20 protein-coding genes are annotated in these 19630 nt (G+C 72.6%); 7 read left to right on the plus strand and 13 right to left on the minus strand.

From position 1 onward, the window contains the following. Positions 1–4: 4 nt before the first annotated feature. On the minus strand, positions 5–688 hold the full coding sequence (locus tag ACFYZA_RS25900) for a lysoplasmalogenase (protein ID WP_388492998.1): 684 nt from the start codon (positions 686–688) through the stop codon (positions 5–7). After that, the gene (locus tag ACFYZA_RS25905; RefSeq protein WP_382592978.1) at positions 685–1581 is read right to left on the minus strand and encodes a sterol desaturase family protein; all 897 of its coding nucleotides are present in this window, start codon (positions 1579–1581) and stop codon (positions 685–687) included. The genes ACFYZA_RS25900 and ACFYZA_RS25905 overlap by 4 nt, the downstream gene beginning before the upstream one ends. 160 nt (positions 1582–1741) lie before the next feature. Here ACFYZA_RS25905 and ACFYZA_RS25910 point away from each other — a divergent pair, with 160 nt between their 5' ends. Further along, positions 1742–4813 carry an NACHT domain-containing protein gene (locus ACFYZA_RS25910; RefSeq protein ID WP_388493000.1) on the plus strand — a complete coding sequence of 1024 codons (3072 nt, stop codon included), beginning with the start codon at positions 1742–1744 and terminating at the stop codon, positions 4811–4813. 5 nt (positions 4814–4818) lie between these two features. Here the strand turns inward: ACFYZA_RS25910 and ACFYZA_RS25915 are convergent, their stop codons facing one another. From ACFYZA_RS25915 to ACFYZA_RS25935, 5 genes are read right to left on the minus strand one after another with little or no spacing between them, the layout of a single operon-like run. Continuing rightward, the gene (locus ACFYZA_RS25915) at positions 4819–5532 is read right to left on the minus strand and encodes a VIT family protein (RefSeq protein WP_382592972.1); all 714 of its coding nucleotides are present in this window, start codon (positions 5530–5532) and stop codon (positions 4819–4821) included. Positions 5533–5557: 25 nt separating this feature from the next. Next, positions 5558–6784, minus strand: a complete 1227-nt coding sequence (locus tag ACFYZA_RS25920; protein WP_388493002.1) for an amidohydrolase family protein — start codon at positions 6782–6784, stop codon at positions 5558–5560. Next, complete coding sequence (locus ACFYZA_RS25925; RefSeq protein WP_388493003.1) at positions 6781–8103, minus strand: amidohydrolase family protein; 1323 nt, start codon at positions 8101–8103, stop codon at positions 6781–6783. The genes ACFYZA_RS25920 and ACFYZA_RS25925 overlap by 4 nt, the downstream gene beginning before the upstream one ends. A gap of 13 nt (positions 8104–8116) precedes the next feature. Then, positions 8117–9001 carry an SDR family NAD(P)-dependent oxidoreductase gene (locus tag ACFYZA_RS25930; RefSeq protein ID WP_382592963.1) on the minus strand — a complete coding sequence of 295 codons (885 nt, stop codon included), beginning with the start codon at positions 8999–9001 and terminating at the stop codon, positions 8117–8119. A gap of 2 nt (positions 9002–9003) precedes the next feature. Continuing rightward, positions 9004–9801, minus strand: coding sequence for an acetoacetate decarboxylase family protein (locus ACFYZA_RS25935; protein WP_382592960.1), 798 nt, complete (start codon positions 9799–9801; stop codon positions 9004–9006). Between the two features lie 112 nt (positions 9802–9913). Between ACFYZA_RS25935 and ACFYZA_RS25940 the strand changes: the two genes are divergently transcribed. The 6 genes from ACFYZA_RS25940 (at position 9914) to ACFYZA_RS25965 (ending at position 15511) form a co-directional block, all read left to right on the plus strand. After that, a complete protein-coding gene (locus ACFYZA_RS25940) occupies positions 9914–10540 on the plus strand; it encodes a TetR/AcrR family transcriptional regulator (protein ID WP_382592957.1) in 627 nt (208 codons plus the stop codon). Positions 10541–10757: 217 nt separating this feature from the next. After that, positions 10758–11738 carry a DEDDh family exonuclease gene (locus ACFYZA_RS25945; protein WP_388493005.1) on the plus strand — a complete coding sequence of 327 codons (981 nt, stop codon included), beginning with the start codon at positions 10758–10760 and terminating at the stop codon, positions 11736–11738. A 53-nt stretch (positions 11739–11791) separates the two neighbouring features. Then, positions 11792–12025, plus strand: a complete 234-nt coding sequence (locus tag ACFYZA_RS25950) for a hypothetical protein (RefSeq protein WP_100574681.1) — start codon at positions 11792–11794, stop codon at positions 12023–12025. Between the two features lie 73 nt (positions 12026–12098). Next, the gene (locus ACFYZA_RS25955; RefSeq protein ID WP_388493007.1) at positions 12099–12896 is read left to right on the plus strand and encodes an SURF1 family protein; all 798 of its coding nucleotides are present in this window, start codon (positions 12099–12101) and stop codon (positions 12894–12896) included. A 45-nt stretch (positions 12897–12941) separates the two neighbouring features. Continuing rightward, positions 12942–14750: a glycoside hydrolase family 15 protein gene (locus ACFYZA_RS25960; protein WP_388493008.1), complete on the plus strand. Its 1809-nt coding sequence runs from the start codon at positions 12942–12944 to the stop codon at positions 14748–14750. 5 nt (positions 14751–14755) lie between these two features. Then, a complete protein-coding gene (locus tag ACFYZA_RS25965; protein ID WP_382592945.1) occupies positions 14756–15511 on the plus strand; it encodes an SDR family oxidoreductase in 756 nt (251 codons plus the stop codon). 66 nt (positions 15512–15577) lie between these two features. Here the strand turns inward: ACFYZA_RS25965 and ACFYZA_RS25970 are convergent, their stop codons facing one another. The 6 genes from ACFYZA_RS25970 to ACFYZA_RS25995 form a co-directional block, all read right to left on the minus strand. Beyond that, positions 15578–16681 carry a hypothetical protein gene (locus tag ACFYZA_RS25970; RefSeq protein WP_388493010.1) on the minus strand — a complete coding sequence of 368 codons (1104 nt, stop codon included), beginning with the start codon at positions 16679–16681 and terminating at the stop codon, positions 15578–15580. A gap of 394 nt (positions 16682–17075) precedes the next feature. Next, positions 17076–17654, minus strand: coding sequence for an alkaline shock response membrane anchor protein AmaP (gene amaP / locus ACFYZA_RS25975; RefSeq protein ID WP_382592940.1), 579 nt, complete (start codon positions 17652–17654; stop codon positions 17076–17078). Between the two features lie 3 nt (positions 17655–17657). Then, the gene (locus ACFYZA_RS25980; protein ID WP_388493012.1) at positions 17658–18350 is read right to left on the minus strand and encodes a DUF6286 domain-containing protein; all 693 of its coding nucleotides are present in this window, start codon (positions 18348–18350) and stop codon (positions 17658–17660) included. Continuing rightward, positions 18347–18706 (minus strand): iron-sulfur cluster assembly protein, encoded by a 360-nt coding sequence (locus ACFYZA_RS25985; RefSeq protein ID WP_382592934.1) that lies wholly within the window; start codon positions 18704–18706, stop codon positions 18347–18349. The genes ACFYZA_RS25980 and ACFYZA_RS25985 overlap by 4 nt, the downstream gene beginning before the upstream one ends. 3 nt (positions 18707–18709) lie before the next feature. Next, positions 18710–18901 carry a hypothetical protein gene (locus ACFYZA_RS25990; RefSeq protein ID WP_382592931.1) on the minus strand — a complete coding sequence of 64 codons (192 nt, stop codon included), beginning with the start codon at positions 18899–18901 and terminating at the stop codon, positions 18710–18712. A 228-nt stretch (positions 18902–19129) separates the two neighbouring features. Beyond that, a complete protein-coding gene (locus ACFYZA_RS25995; protein ID WP_382592928.1) occupies positions 19130–19630 on the minus strand; it encodes an Asp23/Gls24 family envelope stress response protein in 501 nt (166 codons plus the stop codon).

The following is a 19630-nucleotide window of genomic DNA, read 5'->3' on the forward strand; positions in this document are numbered from 1 at the left end:
CCGGTCAGGGAGTGGTACGGGACGACTCATCACGGTACGCCTGTGCGAGAAGTGCCTGTGCCCCGAGATAGGTCAGCATGATCCAGAAGTCGGGGCGCGGCGGCTGCGGCCAGTCGGCGACGCCGGTGGCGATGAGGGTGTCGGAGAGCAGGAACAGGGCGCCCCCGAGCCCGACGAGCGGGCCGGGCCGCGAGGCGCGGTAGGCCATCGCGGTCAGCAGCAGGCTGTATCCGGCGACCGGGATCCGCAGCCCGGCGGGCAGGTCCGGCCAGAGTGCGGCGACGGTGGCCACGAGCGCGATCCCGTACGCGGCGCCGAGCCCGGGATGTGTGCGGCCCCGCCCGAACAGGACGAGGTAGCAGACGTGCCCGGCGGCGAAGCAGCCCATGCCGAGCAGGAAGGCGGGGTCGGCGTCCGAGAGCAGGAACACATCGCCGCCCCAGCCGCACAGCAGCGCGGCGACGAGCAGCCGGGGCCCGCCCCGCGCGTACACGTGCGCGGCGAGCAGCGGCATGAGGAGCGGCTTGGCGATCAGGTGCCCGGGGTGCCAGCCGGCGAGCAGCGCGATCAGGTCGAGGGCGCCGGCCAGCGCGAAGGCGGCGAGGAGCGGGCCGGCCGCGGCGGCCCGGCGGGGGCCGGCGCTCGTCGGTGGCACGAGCGGGACGGCGTCCGCGCCCGGTCGCGTCATACGGCGCGCTCCGCCACGGCGGCGGGCCCGGTGACCGGCTCGGGGGCCGTGGCCGCCGGCACCCGCGGCTGCCAGCCCGGGCCGCGGAAGATCCGTCCGGCCCGCTCGCGCCAGGTGCGGGCGGCGCGCACGTCCCGGGCGATGGCGGCGTACTCGTGGGTGGCGACGCGCAGCGGGTTGTAGGTGGCGATGTTCTTGGTGAGCCCGAACACGGGCCGCTCGGTCTCGGCGGTGAACGAGCCGAACATCCGGTCCCAGATGATCAGGATGCCGCCGAAGTTGCGGTCGAGGTAGCCGCCCTGCGACGCATGGTGCACCCGGTGGTGGGAGGGCGTGTTGAGGACGAACTCGAAGGGCCGGGGCAGCTTGCCGACCCGCTCGGTGTGCACCCAGAACTGGTAGACGAGGTTCGCCGAGGAGCAGAACGCGAGCACCGCCGGGTGCACGCCGAGCGCGATGAGCGGCACGTAGAACGGCCACACGGTCCAGGTCGTCCAGGGCTGGCGCAGCGCGGTGGTGAGGTTGAACTTGCGGCTGGAGTGGTGCACCACGTGGCAGGCCCACAGGATCCGGATCACGTGGTGGCCGCGGTGCGACCAGTAGTAGAAGAAGTCCTGCCCGAGCAGCATCAGCGGCACGGTCCACCACAGGACCGGGATCGCGAGCGGGGTGAGGGCGTAGACCGCCGTGTAGAGGGCGACGATCGGAATCTTCCACAACGCGTCGAAGACCAGACTGCCGAGCCCCATGCCGACGCTGGTGGCGGCGTCCTTCGTCTCGTACCCGGCGGCGTCCTCGTCCGGATGGAGCCGGTAGCTCGCCATCTCGACGACGGTGAGCAGCACGAAGGCGGGTATCGACCACAGCACGACATCGGGCAGGTTCGGCGACATGCCTGCACCGTAGGGGCGGGGTGGCGGCTCCGGCTAGATGTTGTTACCGACAAGTATGCGAGACGCGTTGTCAGCAGGCTTTGGTGAGTTCTGCCAATCGGAGGGAGCGGCCCCGGCGTACGATCGCTGGCACCGGTGCGCTCTGGGGGAGGCAACTGCGGTGCCAGGTCTGGAAGTTGTGGTCGTACGGCTCGCGAGCACGGTGGTCTCGACGGTCGCGAAGTCGTTCCTGGCCCCCCGGCCGGGCGCGGGCCTGGTGACGGGGCCGCTGCGCCCCCTGCCGAAGCCGGCCTCGCCCGACCGCCTCGCGAAGGTCCTCGGCCACCGCCTGGACGAGGCGTACGGCTCGCTCCCCGAACACGAGCGGACGGCGGCCGTCGACGCGGTACGGGACTCCTTCGCGGCGGCGGGAACGCTGGACGCGGACCGCCTCTTCGCGCTCGGCCTCGCCCCGGAGCGGCTGGCCACCGAACTGCGGCGCCCGCACACCGGCCCCGGCGAGGCCCTCTACGAGGAGCTCCTGGCCCTCTGCTGTGCCCATGTCCTGGAGCAGCTCACCGCGCACCCCTCGTTCGCGGCGCGGGCGGCGGTCGAGCAGACGAGGGCGGCGGACGCGGCTCGGGAGCTGATCGAGGACGTACGCGACCGGGTGGGCCCGCGCCCCGAGGCGACCGCCCTGGCCTTCGAGGAGAAGTACGCGCGGTACGTGGCCCAGGCACACGGCCGGCTCGAACTGTTCGGCCTCACCCTCGGACGCTCCGCGAGCGAATGGCCGCTCGACACGGCGTACATCAGCCTCGCGGTGAGCGGTGAGCCCCGCCAGGCCATGGGGCTGCCCGGCACCGGGGCCGCCACGGTGAGCGTGGAGCAGGCACTGGCCGGCACCGACCGGCTGCTGCTGCGCGGCGCGGCGGGCTCGGGCAAGTCCACGCTGATCCAGTGGCTGGCACTGAACTCCGCCCGCCGGACCTTCGGCGCCGAACTGGCCGACTGGAACAGGTGCGTTCCGTTCCTGCTGCGCCTGCGGGCGTTCACCACGGCCGAGTCACTGCCGATGCCGGAGGACTTCCTGCGGTCGGCCGGCGTGCCGTTCGCTCCCCCGCCCGGCTGGACCGAATCCCTTCTGTCCGAAGGCCGGGCGCTGGTCCTGGTGGACGGCGTGGACGAGGTGCCGCTGCGACTGCGGGCCCGTACGGAGGCCTGGCTGAAGTCCCTGGTCACCGCGTTTCCGAGGGCCCGGTACGTGGTGACGACCCGGCCGTCGGCGGTCTCGGAGGACTGGCTCGCGGGCCGGGGCTTCGTGGCGCACTCGCTGCTGCCGATGGAGCGGGAGGGCGTCCGCGCGTTCGTCGCCCATTGGCACGGCTCGGCGCGGCTCGGCTGCCTTTCGCCCGAGGAGGCCGCCCGCCTCGACGCGTACGAGACCTCCCTCCTGAGCGCGGTGACCTCCCGCCGCGATCTGGGGCGGCTCGCCACCAACCCGCTGATGTGCGCGCTGCTGTGCGCCCTGAACCGGGACCGCCGCATGCAACTGCCGCGCGCCCGCAAGGAGTTGTACGACGCGGCCCTGGACATGCTGCTCGTGCGCCGGGACAGCGAGCGGGAGATCACCGGCGTCGAGGGCGTCACCCTCACCCGCGACGAGCAGACGACCCTGCTCCAGCGGCTCGCGTACTGGCTGATCCGCAACGGGCTCGCGGAGGCGGACCGGGACGAGGCTGCCGCGATGGTGACGGAGTGGCTCGCCGCGATGCCGCAGGTGACGGGCGGGCCCGGCCAGGTCTTCGCCCACCTCCTCATCCGCAGCGGGCTGCTGCGCGAGCCGGTGCCGGGCTCGGTCGGCTTCGTGCACCGCACGTTCCAGGACTATCTGGGCGCGAAGGCGGCGGTGGAGGACCGGGACTTCGGGGTGCTCGTACGCAACGCCCACGACGACACGTGGGACGACGTGGTGCGGATGGCCGTGGGGCACGCGCGGGCCGATGAACGCGCCCGCCTGCTGCGGCAGTTGCTCCGCCGCGCCGACCACGCCCCCCGCCTGCGGCACCGCCTGGTCCTGCTGGCGGCGGCCTGCCTGGAGCACGCGCCGGAGCTCGACCCGGCGGTCCGGGCCGATGTGGAGGCGCGGGCGCGGGAGTTGATGCCGCCGCGCACGTGGGACGAGGCGGACGCGCTGGCCAAGGTGGGGGCGCTGGTGCTTGAGCTGCTGCCGGGGCCGGAGGGGTTGAGTGAGGACGAAGCGGCGTGTGTGGTGAGGACGGCCGGGCTCATCGGCGGGGATGCGGCGCTGGGGGTGATCAAGCGGTTCCGGGCGGATGAACGGCCCATGGTGCGGGTCCAACGCGCTCTTGCCTGGCACACGTTCGACGCGGAGGAATACGCGACGGAGGTGCTGGAATCATCATCGGGATGGGACACCACCTACCTCAGCGTACGTACCGAGGAGCAGCTGGCTCAGCTGGGCCGACTCCACGCAGTGCGGATGATCAACCTTGAGGGTGACCGCGTGCTGCCGGACGCCGTTCTCGCCCAGCGCGAGCTGACCGCCTTGGGCGTCTTCGCGAACGGTGTCCTCTCCGACCTGGCCCCCTTGGCTCGCTTCGACGCTCTGGAGCGCCTGGCTCTGCAGGGTTGTCCGGCCGTCACCGATCTCACGCCGCTCGGCGCTCTGCCCGCCTTGCGCGACCTTTCGCTGAGCATGCCCGCACCCGATCTCTGCCTGACTCCACTGGCCGGACTTCACGGGTTGCAGTCCCTCTTCTTGGGAATCTCCGGTGAGACCCGGTCACTCGCCGACCTCCCGGCTCCGGACGGCCTTCTCACGCTTGGGCTGCAGCGGGGGTCGGAACAAATAAGCCTGCGCGGCCTCGAACGCTGGCCCGAGCTCCGGAACCTGACCATCACGGGTGACCTCCAGCTCGGAGAACTGGCCCAGCACCCCCACCTGCGGACCTTGCGCACCTTGCAGATCACTGACTGCCGGAGCTTCAACCCGGCCGCAGTGATCCAGCAGCACGAGCTGGCCTTCCTCAGCCTGACCAACTGTCACCTGGCCGAGGGCCTGGCCATGCTGCGCGAGCTGCGGGATCTGCGGCTACTGGCGCTGTACAACTGCACGGGCCGGATCGACCTGTCCGCCCTCAACCACCTGCATCGCCTCCGTTTCCGCTACAGCGCCACCGAAATCCGGGGCGCCGAGGCCATCCCGCCAGAACGCCTGCAACGAGTCTGAGCCCCCTACACCCCCACCGCCCCCAGCAGCACCCCCACCCCATAGGTGACCCCCATCGCCACCGCACCCCCGCCCACGTTCCGCCAGATCGCGCGGCCCGCCGGCGCGGAGCCGAGGCGGGCGCTTCCCCAGCCCGTGAGGGTGAGCGCGGCCAGGACCGAGCCGACCGTCACGTAGAGGCGTACCGAAGCCGGTGGGAGCACGATGGCGAGGAGGGGGAGCAGCGCGCCCGCCGTGAAGGCGAGGAAGCTGGCCCAGGCCGCGTGCCAGGGGTTGGTGAGTTCGTCGGGGTCGATGCCCAGCTCGACACTGGCGTGCGCGCGCAGCGCGTCGCGTTCGGTGAGCTGGAGCGCCGCCTCGCGGGCCACCTCCTCGCTGAGGCCCCGCTCGGCCAACAGGCCCGTCAGCTCGGCGAGTTCGGCCTCGGGCGACTCCTTCAGCTCGCGGCGCTCCAGCGCGAGCGCGGCCTTCTCGGAGTCGCGCTGGGTGGAGACGGAGACGTACTCGCCGGCCGCCATGGACATGGAACCGGCGAGCAGTCCGGCCAGGCCCGCCGTCAGGAGGGCCGAGCGGTCGTCCGTCGCCCCGGCCACGCCGACGACGAGACCGGCGGTCGAGACGATGCCGTCGTTGGCGCCGAGGACCGCGGCCCGCAGCCAGTTGAGCCGCGAGCCGAGGGCCCCGTTGTGCGCCTCGTCGTGCTGGTCGGTTGGACTCATGCGGGGCAGGGTCTCACCCTGCCCCTCACCACACGCGCACCGACCCACCCAGCGCGAACGCCGGGCTTGAGGCCTCGGCCGGGATCTCCTTCAGCGGCTCGGCGATCTCCGCCACCGTGGGGCCGACCCGGGCGGCGACCCGGTCGAGGAGCGACAGGTCGAAGCCGTAGACGCGGGCCGCGTTGCCGCCGACCATCGCCGCGACCTCCTCGCTCGGCAGGCCCGCGTAGGCGATCCGCAGGCCCTCCCGGGAGAAGGGCGTGGTGCCCTCGTCGTGCGGGTAGTCGCTGCCCCACATGATCTTGTCGAGGCCGATCCGGTCCCGCAGCGGCACCTCGTGCGGGCGCATGAAGCTCGCGCCCACGAAGCAGTTCTCCCGCCAGACCCGGGAGGGGCCCTTGCCCATGGACCGTGCGAGGCCCGCCCCGAACTTGGACTCCGCCGTGGACGCCTTCGTGGCGGCCGCGACCAGGCGCCCGTGGTAGTAGTCCAGCATGTCCAGGACACCGGGGATCCAGCCGGAGCCCTGTTCGGTGAGGACGAGCTTGAGGGACGGGTGGCGGTTGAAGGCACCGCCGAAGATGAGGTGCCACAGCGCCCGGTGCGAGAACCACGTGGTCTCCACCATGAACACCGCCCGCGCCGCCGGCTCCTCCCCCAGCGGCGGGGACGCGGACCCGCCGTGGTGGTTGACCGGTACGTCGAGTTCCGCACAGACCGCCCAGATCGGGTCGTACACCTCGGAGTAGAGCTCGGGGACCCCCGAGCCCGGCGGGGCGCCCGGCAGCAGGATGCCGCCGGTCAGGCCGGCCTCCTTGACCCGGCGGATCTCGCGTACCGCCTCCTCGACGTCGTTGAGGAGGATCTGGGCGACGCCCGCCCGGCGCCCCGGGGCCTCGGCGCAGAAGTCCGCGAGCCAGCGGTTGTGGGCGCGCAGGCCCGCCCAGCGCTGCTCGAACTCCTCGCGGGTGGGCGCGGGCGCCATGAGCGAGGCGCTCGGGAAGAACGGCGGGATCGTGTTGGGGAAGACGACCTCCGCGACGATGCCGTCCGCTTCGAGGTCGGCCACCCGGCGGGCCGAGTTCCAGTTGCGGTCGGCGGTGTCGGCCATCAGGTCCTCGTACGGATTGACGTACGTGGCCGCCCACGCGTCGAAGGCGTCGTGGTGCTTGGCCTCCAGGTAGGGCCGGTAGTCCAGGAGGTCGGCTCCGGCGTGGCAGTCCGCCGAGATGACGGTGTAGCGCCCGGTCACCGGTCCACCCCCAGGACGGGGAAGTCGTGTTCGGTCAGCCAGTGGCGGCCCACCTCGCGCGAGCGCGCCCAGGACGCCTCGACGGCCAACTGGTCGTCGGGCTGGCCCAGTTCGGCGGGGGTCGGCCCGATCCGGCGGGCGATCGGCGCCAGCTTCGCGGTGTCGAAGCCGAAGACCTCGGCCGCGGCCAGGCCGAGCATCCGCCGCGTCTCGCCCACCGGGATGTCGTGGAAGGTGTTCCTCAGCCACTCGCGCGTGTGCGGCCAGGTGCCCTCCGGGTGCGGGAAGTCGGAGCCCCACAGGATGTTGTCGACGCCGATCTCGTAGCGCTGGGCCAGCTCGCGGCGCTTGGTGTTGGTGGCGCAGATGAAGATCTGCCGGTCGAGGTACTCGCTCGGCGGCCGCTTCAGCTCGGCGAAGGGCGAGAGCTTCTTGCCGCCGTGGGCACCGAGGTAGAGGCGGTCCATGAACCACAGCAGGTTCGGCAGCCACCAGCAACCCGACTCGGCCACACCGAACTTGAGCCCCGGGTGCCGCTCGAAGACGCCCGACCACAGCAGGAACCACAGCGGGCGGGCGGGCCACCACGTCACCTCGGACACGTAGATGCCCAGGTGCTCGCCGTACTCGTGGCGCGGCGCCGCGCCCGAGTGGGTCACGAGCGGCATGCCGGCCTCGGCGGCCGCCGCCCAGACCGGGTCGTAGCGGCGGTCGTGGTACGGGGCCCGGTCCACCCACATCGAGGGGATCATCAGCGCGCCGAGCCCGGACTCCTTGGCCCGGTGGATCTCGGCGACGACCCGGTCGACCTCGCCCGTGACGGGCAACAGGGCCACCCCGCAGTGCCGTTCGGGGTTCTGGCCGACGAACTCGGCGAGCCAGCGGTTGTGCGCCTGCGCGCCCGCCATGCCGAGGTCGGGGTCCTGGTCGCCGGAGAGGCCGAGGCCCACGCCGAAGGGGGCGGCGGTGCGGCTGTCGACGGCGTCCGCGTCGGGGAAGACGACCTCGGCGGCGACCCCGTCCCCGTCGAGTTCCTTGAGGCGCTGCACCGCGTCCCAACCCCCGCGCAGACCTTGCTCGTTGTCGGTGAACCAGCGGTCGGCGAAGGCCTCGTTGCGTACGCCGAGCCGGGTCATCTCCTCGCGGCGGCGGTCGCGCCCCGCGAGGAACTCGTCGAACTCCCGGTGGAAGCGGGCGTCCAGATAGGGCCGGTACTCCTCGGTGGGGAGCCCGGCGTGGCAGTCGGAGGAGATGATCAGGTACGGGTCGTTCTGCGCTGTGGTCTCGTTCTGCGCTGTCGTCTCGTTCTGCGCTGTCATCGCACGTCCCTCGTCAGTCCAGGATGAAGCTTTCCAGGTACGCCGGGTTCGCCCGGTCGAGCATCGACTGCGAACGGGCTCTGATCTGCCGGTCGCTGTGCTCGCTCGCCGGCAGCATCCAGAACCGGTCGGCGCGGATCCCGTCGACGACCTCGGCCGCCACGGCCTCGACCGGGGTGAACTCGATCTCGTGGCCGGCCGCCTTCATGGCCGACTCCCACTGGTCGAGGCTGCGGTAGGGGGTCTTGCGCGGGCGCTCCTTGGCGAAGCGCTCGGGCCGGTTGCGGTGCGACTCCCACAGCCCGGTGCGCAGCATGTGCGGCCCGGGGAAGAGCACCGACGCACCGATCGGGGCGCCCTCCGCCTTCAGGTGCGCGTACAGGGACTCGGTCATGGTGACGACGGCCGACTTGGTGACGGCGTACACGGAGGCGGTCGGCAGCGGGGCGATGCCGCCGTCGCCGGAGGAGGTGTTGACGATCCGGCCGGGCTCGCCGCCCGCGATCATGCGGGGCACGAAGGCCTGGATGCCGTGGAAGACGCCCCACACGTTGACGGCGAAGGCCCACTTCCAGTCGTTGACCTCGTGCTCCCACATGCGGCCTTCCGCGCCGGAGCCGACCCCGGCGTTGTTGCACAGCACGTGCACCGCCCCGAAGCGCTCGTACGCGGCGTCCGCGAGGGCGAGCACCGAGTCCCGCTCGCTGACGTCGACGGTGCGGGCCAGCACCTGCGCCCCGTCCTCGCGCAGCTCCCCGGCCGCCTTCTCCAGGGCGCCCTCCTCGACGTCGGCGAGGACGACCCTGAGGCCCTCGGCGGCGAACCGCCGGGCCATGGCGAGCCCGATCCCGCTCGCCGCGCCGGTGACGACGGCGACCTGTCCCTGCCCGAGCTCCATGGTCAGACGCTCCCCTCGGGCGGCCCGTCGAGGATCTGCTGGGGGTCGTCGTAGCGCTGGTGGATGTAGGGCAACAGGGCCTGGGCGCTGACCCGTTCGGCCACCGTGCCCTTCTGGTCGGTGGTCTTCTCGCCGATGGTGATCTCGACGACGCGGCGCACCGGCAGATCGGCGACGGGGTCGTACATCGACTCGCGCAGCACCACGTCGCCGGTGATCTTCTCCAGCTTGCGCACCTTCTCGTTGCGTACGCAGTGGACGAGGACGGGGTCGGCGTCGAAGCCCTCGCCGTCGACGGCCGGCAGGAACTTGAAGTAGAAGTCGGTCTTCCGGGTCGGCTCGGGCAGCGGCAGCGGCCCCTCGACGGCGCCCCGCACCTCGACGAACGCGATGCCGTGCCGGGCGAGCGAGGCGCGGACGACCAGGCCGTCGCGCTCGACGTCCACCTCGCCGAGCTTCTTGGGCTCGCCGAACACCTCGCGTCCGCCGATCAGGGCCCGCTCGTGGGTCATCGGCATGACCAGCGGATACCAGCCCTCCTGTCCGTCGTGCACGGCGGCGACCGCGACCGAGCCCGCGCCGAGCGGATAGCCGGGCAGGTCGACCTTGCTGATGTTGGCCCGTACCAGCGGGCGTTCGGCGGGCTTGAGCGGCGGCGGGAGCACGGCCGCGACCGCGTCGGGATCGCTCTCCCAGACCGCCACGACGCCGGTCGACCAGATGTCGGGGAGCTTGGCGCTCGCGGTGCGCGCGGCCTGGATCTCGGCCTCGGTGCGCGCCCCGTACCGTACGCGTGCCATGTCGTACCACCCTTCGCAGGCTGTTCTCTTCCGGGGGTCTGTAACACAGTTACACCGAGCGCGATGAAGGGTAAAGAGCCGTGCACTTACGTGAATTGATGGAGCATCAGATATGACGCGTACGTCACTCACCCGCGAGGAGGTGCTGGCCGCGGCCGCCTCCCTGGTCAGACAGCACGGCCCGGGCGCCCTCACCATGCGCAAGCTCGCCGCCGAGCTCGGCACCGCCGTCACCTCGATCTACTGGCACGTCGGCAACCGCGAGTCGCTCCTGGACGCGCTCGTCGAGCGGACCGTCGAGGAGCTGGGCGAGATCCGGCCGCGCGGACGCACCCCGGCCGCGCGCGTGCTTTCGGTGGCCCGTGCGCTGCGCCGCGAGCTGCGCGCGCGCCCGCACCTGATCGCGATGGTGCACGAACGCGGGCTGACCGACCGGATGTTCCTGCCCGCCCAGCAGGCCCTGGTCCACGAAGTGCACGCGGCGGGCCTGCGCGGCGCCCGCGCGGCACTGGCGGTGCGGGCGATCCAGTTCCAGGTGGTCGGCCACGTCCTGATCGAACGGAACCGGGAACGCGCCCCCGTCCAGCGTCCCGCCGAGGAGGACCTCTGGCACCCCGCGACGGCCGAACAGGACCCGGCGCTCGCGCGGGCGCTGGCGGGGGCGGTGGATCAGGACCGGCTGTTCACCGACTCGGTACGGGCGCTCGTGGCCGGGCTGCTCGGAGACCCGGAAGCGTGACCCGGGAGCGTGGGCGCGGGACGTTCGCGGCGGCCGGACGATGTGGCTCATTCCTCACTCGGGCGCCCGCGTGAGGGGCTCCCGCGCGGCCGTGCGCGGGCGCACATCGCCTGCCGGGACGCCCAGTTGAGAGGCCGAAAGCGGCCGCAACCCCGCGGGGCCCCGGGACCGGGGGCACGGCCCGGGCCCGCGCTGTCAGTCCGGCCCCGTATTCTCTGTGACCATGCTCGACGACCTGACGACAGCAGCGACGTGGCCGGCCGCCTACCCGCAGGGGTACGCGGTCGTCGACGTGGAGACCACCGGACTCGCCCGCGACGACCGGATAATCTCGGCTGCCGTCTACCGGCTCGACGCGCAGGGCAACGTCGAGGACCACTGGTACACGCTGGTCAATCCGGAGCGCGACCCCGGTCCGGTGTGGATCCACGGCCTGAGCAGTGACGTGCTCGAAGGGGCCCCGCTCTTCCCGGAGATCGCCGAGGAGTTCGCGGCGCGGCTCGACGGGCGGGTCCTGGTCGCGCACAACGCGATCTTCGACTGGCAGATGATCGCGCGCGAGTACGCCCGGGCCGAGCGCACCGCGCCGGTCCGGCAACGGCTGTGCACCATCGCCCTTTCGAAGGAACTGGCGCTGCCGCTGCCCAACCACAAACTGGAGTCGCTCGCCGCGCACTACGGCGTCGTGCAGCAGCGCGCGCACCACGCGCTCGACGACGCGCGGGTGCTGGCCGAGGCGTTCCGGCCGAGCCTGCACGCGGCCGCGGCCGGCGGGGTGCGCCTCCCGCTGCTCGAATGCCGGCCGCTCACCGAGTGGACGGACTCCCCCGTCACCCCCCGCATCGGCTACCAGGCCTCCTACCGAGGCGGCTCGGGGACGTGGCGGGCCTCGCGCAAGCGCCCCGCCTGCCCGCACCCCAACCCCGGGCGCTACGCGCCGGACCGGCCGCTGAAGCAGGGCATGCGGGTGGCGTTCTCCGGGGACACCTCCGTCGACCGCGAGCTCCTGGAGGACCGGGCCGTCGAGGCGGGTCTGCACGTGGCGACCAGCGTCTCGCGGCTCACCAGTCTGCTCGTCACCAACGACCCGGATTCGGCCACCTCCAAGACCGTCAAGGCGAAGTCGTTCGGCACCCCGGTCGTCGACGAGGCCGCCTTCACCCAGCTGCTGCGGGACGTGACACCGGCAGACGGGTGAGTGCCGGGCGCGGCGCCCACCGCGTACGCCGGACAGACCTCACCCTGTGGCGCATGGCACGTTGCGAGGTCTGCGGAAACGACTACGGGATGTCCTTCGAGGTGCACGCGCAGGGCGCGGTGCACGTCTTCGACTGCTTCTCGTGCGCCATCCACCGCATGGCGCCCATCTGTGAACACTGCCGGGTCCAGATCATCGGCCAGGGGGTCGAGGTCGAGGGCTCGTGGTTCTGCGGAGCGCACTGCGCCCGCGCGGAGGGAAAGGCGGGCATCGTCGACAAGGTCTGACCCCCTCCCCCCCCTCCCGGTTTCCCGCCACCCCACCCGGCGCACCCCGTGACCCGAGTTGTACGGTCATGGGGTGTACCGCTTCCTGTTGTCCCGGCAGTGGGTGCTCGTCACCCTTCTGGCCCTCGCTCTCATCCCCACGATGATCGAGCTGGGTTTCTGGCAGCTGCACCGGCACGAGCACAAGGTCGCCCAGAACTCGCTGATCGCCGACAACCTGAAGGCCAAGCCCGTACCGGTGACCGACCTCACCTCGCCGGGCCACACCGTCCCGCGTTCGGACTACTGGCGCCAGGTCACCGCGACCGGCACCTACGACACCGCGCACGAGGTCGTCGTGCGGCGCAGGACCGCGGCCGACGGCCGGGTCGGATACCACGTGCTCACCCCGTTCGTCCTCACCGGCGGCGGCCCCACCGTGATGATCAACCGGGGCTGGATCGCCGACAACGGCAACCAGACGGACTTCCCGAAGATCCCCGCCCCGCCCGCCGGCAAGGTCACCGTGACCGGCCGTCTGATGGCCGACCAGACGACCGCGGCCAGCGGCATCAAGGACGTCAAGGGGCTGCCGCCCCGCCAGGTCATGCTGATCAGCAGCGCCGAGCAGGCCAAGGCTCTCGGCCGTACGGTGCTCGGCGGATACATCGAGCAGACCGCGCCCGAGTCGCCCGGCGACTCCCCCGAACTGATCCCGGCCCCCGACGACAGCTCGATCGGCCCGCACATGGCGTACGCCGTCCAGTGGTGGCTGTTCTCGGCCGCGGTGCCGGTCGGCTGGTTCATCCTCGTACGGCGTGAGAAGCAGGACCGCGAAGCCGCGGCGGCCGAGCCCACGGCGGTGCCCGAGGCCGCGACCGCCGCTCGGTGATCTCCGGCTGCTTAGCAATTTGCCTGGCCGGGAACACGCCTTGGCGTGACCCAACGTACTCAGCGCATCGAGGACTACGCCCTCATCGGCGATCTGCAGACCGCCGCCCTGGTCGGCCTCGACGGTTCCATCGACTGGCTCTGCCTGCCCCGCTTCGACTCCGCCGCCTGCTTCGCGGCGCTGCTCGGGGACGAGAACAACGGCCACTGGCGGATCGCCCCGGCCGAGGCAGGCCACTCGGGGCGGTGCGACCGGCGCGCCTATCTGGATGATTCGCTCGTCCTGGAGACCTACTGGGAGACCGGCACCGGCACGGTGAAGGTCATCGACTTCATGCCGCAGCGCGACAAGGCCCCGGACGTCACGCGCATCGTGGAGGGCGTCAGCGGCACCGTCGAGATGAGCTCGGTCCTCAGGCTGCGCTTCGACTACGGCCATGTGGTGCCCTGGATGCGGCGCTCGGACGGGCACCGGGTGGCGATCGCGGGCCCCGACTCGGTGTGGCTGCGCAGCGAGCCCGAGGTCAAGACGTGGGGCCAGGACATGAGCACCCGCTCCTCCTTCACGGTCCACGAGGGGGAGAAGGTCGCCTTCGTCCTCACCTGGCACCCCTCGCACGAACCGCGCCCCGACCTCATCGACCCGCACGAGGCCCTGGAACAGTCGCTCGCCGACTGGCGGCAGTGGGCGGCGCGCTGCCAGTACCAGGGGCCCTACCGGGACGCCGTGATCCGCTCCCTGATCACGCTCAAGGCGCTCACCTTCGCCCCCACCGGCGGCATCGTGGCGGCCCCCACCACCTCGCTGCCGGAGGAACTCGGCGGCATCCGCAACTGGGACTACCGCTACTGCTGGCTGCGCGACTCCACCCTCACCCTCGAAGCGCTGCTCTCGGCCGGCTATCTGGAGGAGGCCGCGCACTGGCGGAACTGGCTGCTGCGGGCCGTCGCCGGCGACCCGGCGGACCTCCAGATCATGTACGGGCTGTCCGGCGAGCGCCGCCTGCCCGAGGTCGAACTGCCTTGGCTGAAGGGCCACTTGGAGTCGGCGCCGGTACGCATCGGCAACGCGGCCGTGGACCAGCTCCAGCTCGACGTGTACGGGGAGGTCATCGACTCGCTGTATCTGGCGCGCGAGGCCGGCCTCGAGAGCGAGACGCACGCCTGGAACCTCCAGCTCAGCCTGCTCGACTTCCTGGAGGCGCGCTGGCGCGAGCCCGACGAGGGACTGTGGGAGGTGCGCGGCCCGCGCCGGCACTTCGTGCACTCCAAGGTGATGGCCTGGGTGGCCGCCGACCGCGCGGTGCGCACCCTGGAGGCGGACCCGGAGCTGCGCGGGGACGCCGGGCGCTGGCGCAAGATGCGCGACGAGGTGCACAAGGAGGTGTGCGAGAAGGGCTTCGACCCGGTCCGCAACACCTTCACCCAGGCGTACGGCTCCGACGAACTGGACGCGGCGACCCTGCTCATCCCCCGCGTCGGCTTCCTGCCGGCGGACGACCCCCGGGTGGTCGGGACGGTCGACGCGATCCACGCCGAGCTCGGCGGCAGCGGCTTCGTACGCCGCTACACCACCGACGCCACGACGGTGGACGGGCTGCCCGGGGCCGAGGGCACCTTCCTGGTGTGCTCGTTCTGGATGGCGGACGCGCTGCGCCTGACCGGCCGGGTGAAGGAGGCGCGGGAACTCTTCGAGCGGCTCCTGACGCTCCGCAACGACGTGGGCCTGCTCGCCGAGGAGTACGACCCGACGGCCGACCGCCAGCTCGGCAACTTCCCGCAGGCCTTCAGCCACATCGGTCTGGTCGCCACCGCCTGCGCACTGGAGCCGGGCTGTGGGGAAGAGGCAGGATAGACAGCATGGATCTTGGACTGAAGGACCGTGTGTACGTCGTCACCGGGGCCTCGCGGGGCCTCGGCCTCGCGTCCGCCCGCGCGCTCGTCGCGGACGGCGCGAAGGCCGTCATCACCGGCCGCGACGAGAAGACGCTGGACGCCGCCGCCGCCGAACTCGGCCCCGGGGCGCTCCCGGTGACCTCCGACAACGCCGACCCGGAGGCGGCGGCCCGGCTGATCGCCGCGGCCCGCGAGCGCTTCGGGCGCTTCGACGGCGTGCTGATCAGTGTGGGCGGCCCGGCGCCGGGCTTCGTCGCGGACAACACCGACGAGCAGTGGCAGTCGGCCTTCGAGTCGGTGTTCCTCGGCGCGGTACGCCTCGCCCGCGCTGCGGCCGCCGAGCTGGAGGAGGGCGGGGTCATCGGCTTCGTCCTGTCCGGCTCCGTCCACGAGCCGATCCCGGGCCTCACCATCTCCAACGGCCTGCGCCCGGGCCTGGCCGGCTTCGCCAAGTCGCTGGCCGACGAGCTCGGGCCGCGCGGCATCCGCGTGGTGGGGCTGCTGCCGTCCCGCATCGACACGGACCGGGTGCGCCAGCTCGACGAGCTGTCCGGCGACGCGGAGGCGACCCGCGCGGCCAACGAGGCCCGCATCCCGCTGCGCCGCTACGGCACGCCGGAGGAGTTCGGCAGCGCCGCCGCGTTCCTGCTCTCGCCGGCGGCCTCGTACCTGACGGGCGTCATGCTGCCGGTGGACGGCGGCGCGCGGCACGGTTTCTGACGGTAAGTCAGGGAGCGGGGCGAGGGGGGTGGCGCCCCGCTCCCTGGGTCCGGGGGCGGGCGGCTCTCAGCCGCACCGCCAGGTCGTCGGAGTCGTCCGGTGCGTGCCGGAGCTCCACACGCTCCCGGCCAGGGTGCCGTCGTCCGCGCTGACGTGGACGGTCTTGTCCGTGCCGGTGAGCGTGGCGACCGCGCTCTGCGTGCCGAGCTGCCAGACGCCGAGCACCTGGGAGCCGAAGGGCGAGGGCTGGTAGCCGACGATCCGGCCCGTGCGGTTGACCGCGTAGAGCAGCGCGCCCTTGTCGGGCCGCACGACCGTGCCGTTCTGGTCCCACAGGACGCCGTGGGTGCCGGCCTCCCCCGCGACCCGGCCGTTCGAGAGGGCGTACCCCTTGACGGAGGTCTCCCCCGGCGGCACGGCGAGCTTCCGGGCGCTGCCGGCTCGCCAGAGGTAGACGCCGTTGCCGGTGACGGGGTCGTCGGCCGGATAGGAGTTGACCAGTACGGTGCCGTCCTGGTCGATCCCGGCCGCCTCGGTCTGTCCGGTGGTGGGCAGCCCGCCGGTCACCTTCACGACGGTGCCGGGGGCGGCGGCGGGCCACATGACGGCGACCATGGGGGCGTTGTCCCGGTCGGCGTAGGCCCAGCCGACGATGTCGCCCGCGTCGTTGACGGCGGAGGGGAAGGCGTTCATGGGCCCCGCCCCGGAGAACGCCGGTACGGCGAGGGCCTCCAGCTTCCCGCCGCGCGAGCGGAAGGGGTGCACCTTGTTCTGGGCGTCGTCGGTGTACCCCACGACGGTCCCGTCCCGGTTGACCCCGGAGACGGTCAGACTGTCCGTCAGCCCCGGAAGGTCCCCGTAGTCGGCCACCTTCCCCCCGCTCCACCGCACGGCGTGCCCCCCACCGCCCCCGGTCGCCACCCCCGCGTAACCGCCACCGCTGTCACCGGCGTTGACGACTCCGTCGGTGGTGCCGGTGGGGAGGGGGAGAGGGGTGGGGGTGAGGGTGCAGGTTCCAAGTGCGGCGGTCTTTTGGGTTGCGGCTCGTGCGGGGGCCACCTGCGGTGCGGTGGGGGCGGCGTCTGTTGCCGGGGCGGCGGAGGCGGTGGGGGCCGTGAGCGCGGTGGCGGCGGCCAGGGTGAGGGCGGTTGTCAGGTGTCGGGACCACATGCGAGCCAGGGGCTCCTTCGCTCGTGACCGGGGGTTGGGCCTACGGTCCCAGCGCGGGCTGACGGTGTGCTGACGCGGGGAACCTTCGCGGTTCCCCGCACCCCAACGCCCTTGTGCTTCAACGCCCTTACGCATGCGGCCCGTTGGGATCGTTCGCGCAGTTCCCCGCGCCCCTGACCCCCTTTTCGGCTGCGGACCGTGCGTGGCTGGTCGCGCAGTTCCCCGCGCCCCTAAATGCCTCGGTGCTGGCCCGCACCGGGGCATCCTCAGCCCGTCCGGCGTTTGAGGACGAGCGCCCTTAAGGCGCGAACGGGGGTCTGGGGGCGGAGCCCCCAGGGTCTCTTCAACCCCCGGAGGGTCTCGGGGAGGGGCGGGGTGGGGAGGACCCCCGGGGTCACGTCACGCGACGCGCCCGGTGCTTGACCGCGCGGAGGCGTACTTCCGCAGGAAGCTCACCAAGCCCCGCCGAGTCGCGCGCATGCGCCAACGCCTCGGACTCCAGGCGGTCGAGCGCGACCGCGGGCTGCGCATGCGGCTCGAGCAGGAGGGCGACCCGGGCAGCGGGCGCGGAACGGCGCCCGGTCAGGGCGACCTGCGCACGAGCCACCCCGTCCACCCCCTCCGCCTCACCCGCGAGCACGGACTCCAACGCCCGCCCCCGGAGCAACGCCCCCTCCCCGTCCCCGGAGTCCACCAGAATCTCCGCGAGCCGCGCCCGGCGCAGCTGGGAGAGCAGCCACCACAGGGCGAGCAGCACGACAAGGGCCAGGACGGCGATGACGACCGGCCACCACCAGCCCTGGTCGTGCCAGTGGAGGCGGCGGGACCGGCTCAGGAGCACGTCGTGCTTGGTGCCCCAGGGCCACCAGGACGGCACGCCGAGGCCGAGCCCGACGGCCAGCACCGCGCCGCCCACGACGAGCAGCACGAGGCCCACGAGGGCGAGCACCACCCGGTTGACCGTCCTCAGCATGGCTCAGCCCTTCCGTACCGGGCGGCTCACGTGGACCGCGAGCCCGGGCCGGCCGGAAAGGCCCAGTTCCCGGATGCCCGCACCCAGCGCCGCGTCCAAGTCGGCCCGTACGTCGTCGAGTTCACGGAAGTGCGACTGGGCGCGCACCACGACGCGGCCCCGCCCCATGCGGACCCGCGCCGACTGGATGCCGGACACCTCCATCGCCCGGTCGCGCAGCACGAGCGCCGCCGCGGCCCGGTCGAGCCCGGCGCGCACGGCCGGCGAGCGGCGCCGCATCGGCAGGACGCTGCGCAGGCCGGGGGTGAGCGCGAGCGCGATCAGCCAGATGCCGAGCAGCGCCACGAGGCCCGCGCCCGCGAGCACCGCCACGTCGTCGACGGGGTGCTCCGCGAGCCAGTCGGCGAGCCCGGACCGCCAGCGCATCGCGGAACGGTGGGCGCGCACGGCGGCGACGTCGTAGAGGAAGAGGCCGGAGGCGGCCAGGACCAGGAGCGCGCAGAGCCCGGCGGGCACCCGGCGCACCGACCAGAAGCGGCCCGCCCTCTGGCCCTCGCCCTCCGCGAGGACCGGCACGGAGTCGTAGTCGGCGGCCGACGCGGACTGGTCGAGCCCGGGGTCGGCGGCCGCGTCGTGGCCCTGCTCGATCACGGGCAGTCGCTGGGTGCCGTGTTCGCCTTCGTTCGGCCGGCTCATCGGATCCTCCCCCGGTCCGCCGCGCCCTCGTCGTGCAGACGCTCGATCTGCACCGCCACCTCGGGCACCTCCATCCCCGCCAACGCCCTTACCCGCTCGGCGACTTGGCGACGCACCGCGCGGCACTGGCCGCCGAGGTCGCCGGGGTAGCCGAGTTCGAGGCTGACCCGTACGCGTGCGGAGTCCTGGTGGACGGTGACGGTGGCGCGGGGCGGGGCGCCGCCTTCGGGGACCCGGTCGAGGGCTTCTCTGGCCGCCTGCGCGGCGATCTTCGCGACGACCCGGTCGGCGATCCGGGTGGATCCGCGCTGGGCGGGCTCGATCCGTTCGGGCTCGATCCGTTCGGCCACCGCCATGGGTCAGCGCCGCCGGTCGCCGCGGTCACGGGGGCGGAAGAAGTCGCCCGGGTCGAGGTCGCCGTCCACGAAGCGGCCGACCACGAAGCCGATCGCGCCGAGTGCCGCGACCAGCAGGAAGGCCCCGAAGCCACCGAAGTATCCGGCGAAGCCGAGTGCCATGCCGGCCATCAAGCCAACCACCGCCATGCTCATGCCGAACTCCTCGGTCCGATGAGTAGAGATCAGTTCCGGTCGAGATCGATGCCGGTCGGCATCCGTGCCATCCGTGCCCGTCGTGTGAGCTGTGCCAGTCGCGTCCGTCGCGTCCATCGCGCCAGCTGTGTCCGTCCGCGTACGTCGCGATCCACGCCGGATCAGTACCGTTGGAGACCGGCGGAGAGCGGCGGAGTGCGGCGGGTTCAGCCGGTCGGAACCGGGCGGCTACTGAAGCCTGGACTCCGGCTCCTCGTCCTCCTCGTCGGGCAGCTTCACGTCACTCACCGCGATGTTGACCTCGACGACTTCGAGCCCGGTCATCCGCTCCACCGCCGAGATGACGTTCTCGCGTACGTCACGGGCGACTTCGGCGATGGACACGCCGTACTCGACGACGATTTCGAGGTCGAGCGCGGTCTGCACCTCGCCCACCTCGGCCTTCACCCCGCGCGAGACGGCCGGCTTGCCGCCGGGCACCCGGTCTCTGACCGCGCCGAAGGTACGGGACAGGCCGCTGCCCATGGCGTGGACGCCGATGACGTCACGCGCCGCGAGGCCCGCGATCTTCTCGACGACGCCGTCGGCGATCGTGGTGCGGCCGCGGCCGCCCGCGTCCGCGCCGCCCCGCTTGGTGATGGACATCTTCTTGGCCTGCTCGGCGGATTCGCCCGCCGACTCGTTCCCGGGTGCACCGGGCCGGTTGCGCTGTGCGCTGGTGTCGCTCAT

Source organism: Streptomyces sp. NPDC001828, from assembly GCF_042892175.1.
GTDB lineage: Bacteria > Actinomycetota > Actinomycetes > Streptomycetales > Streptomycetaceae > Streptomyces.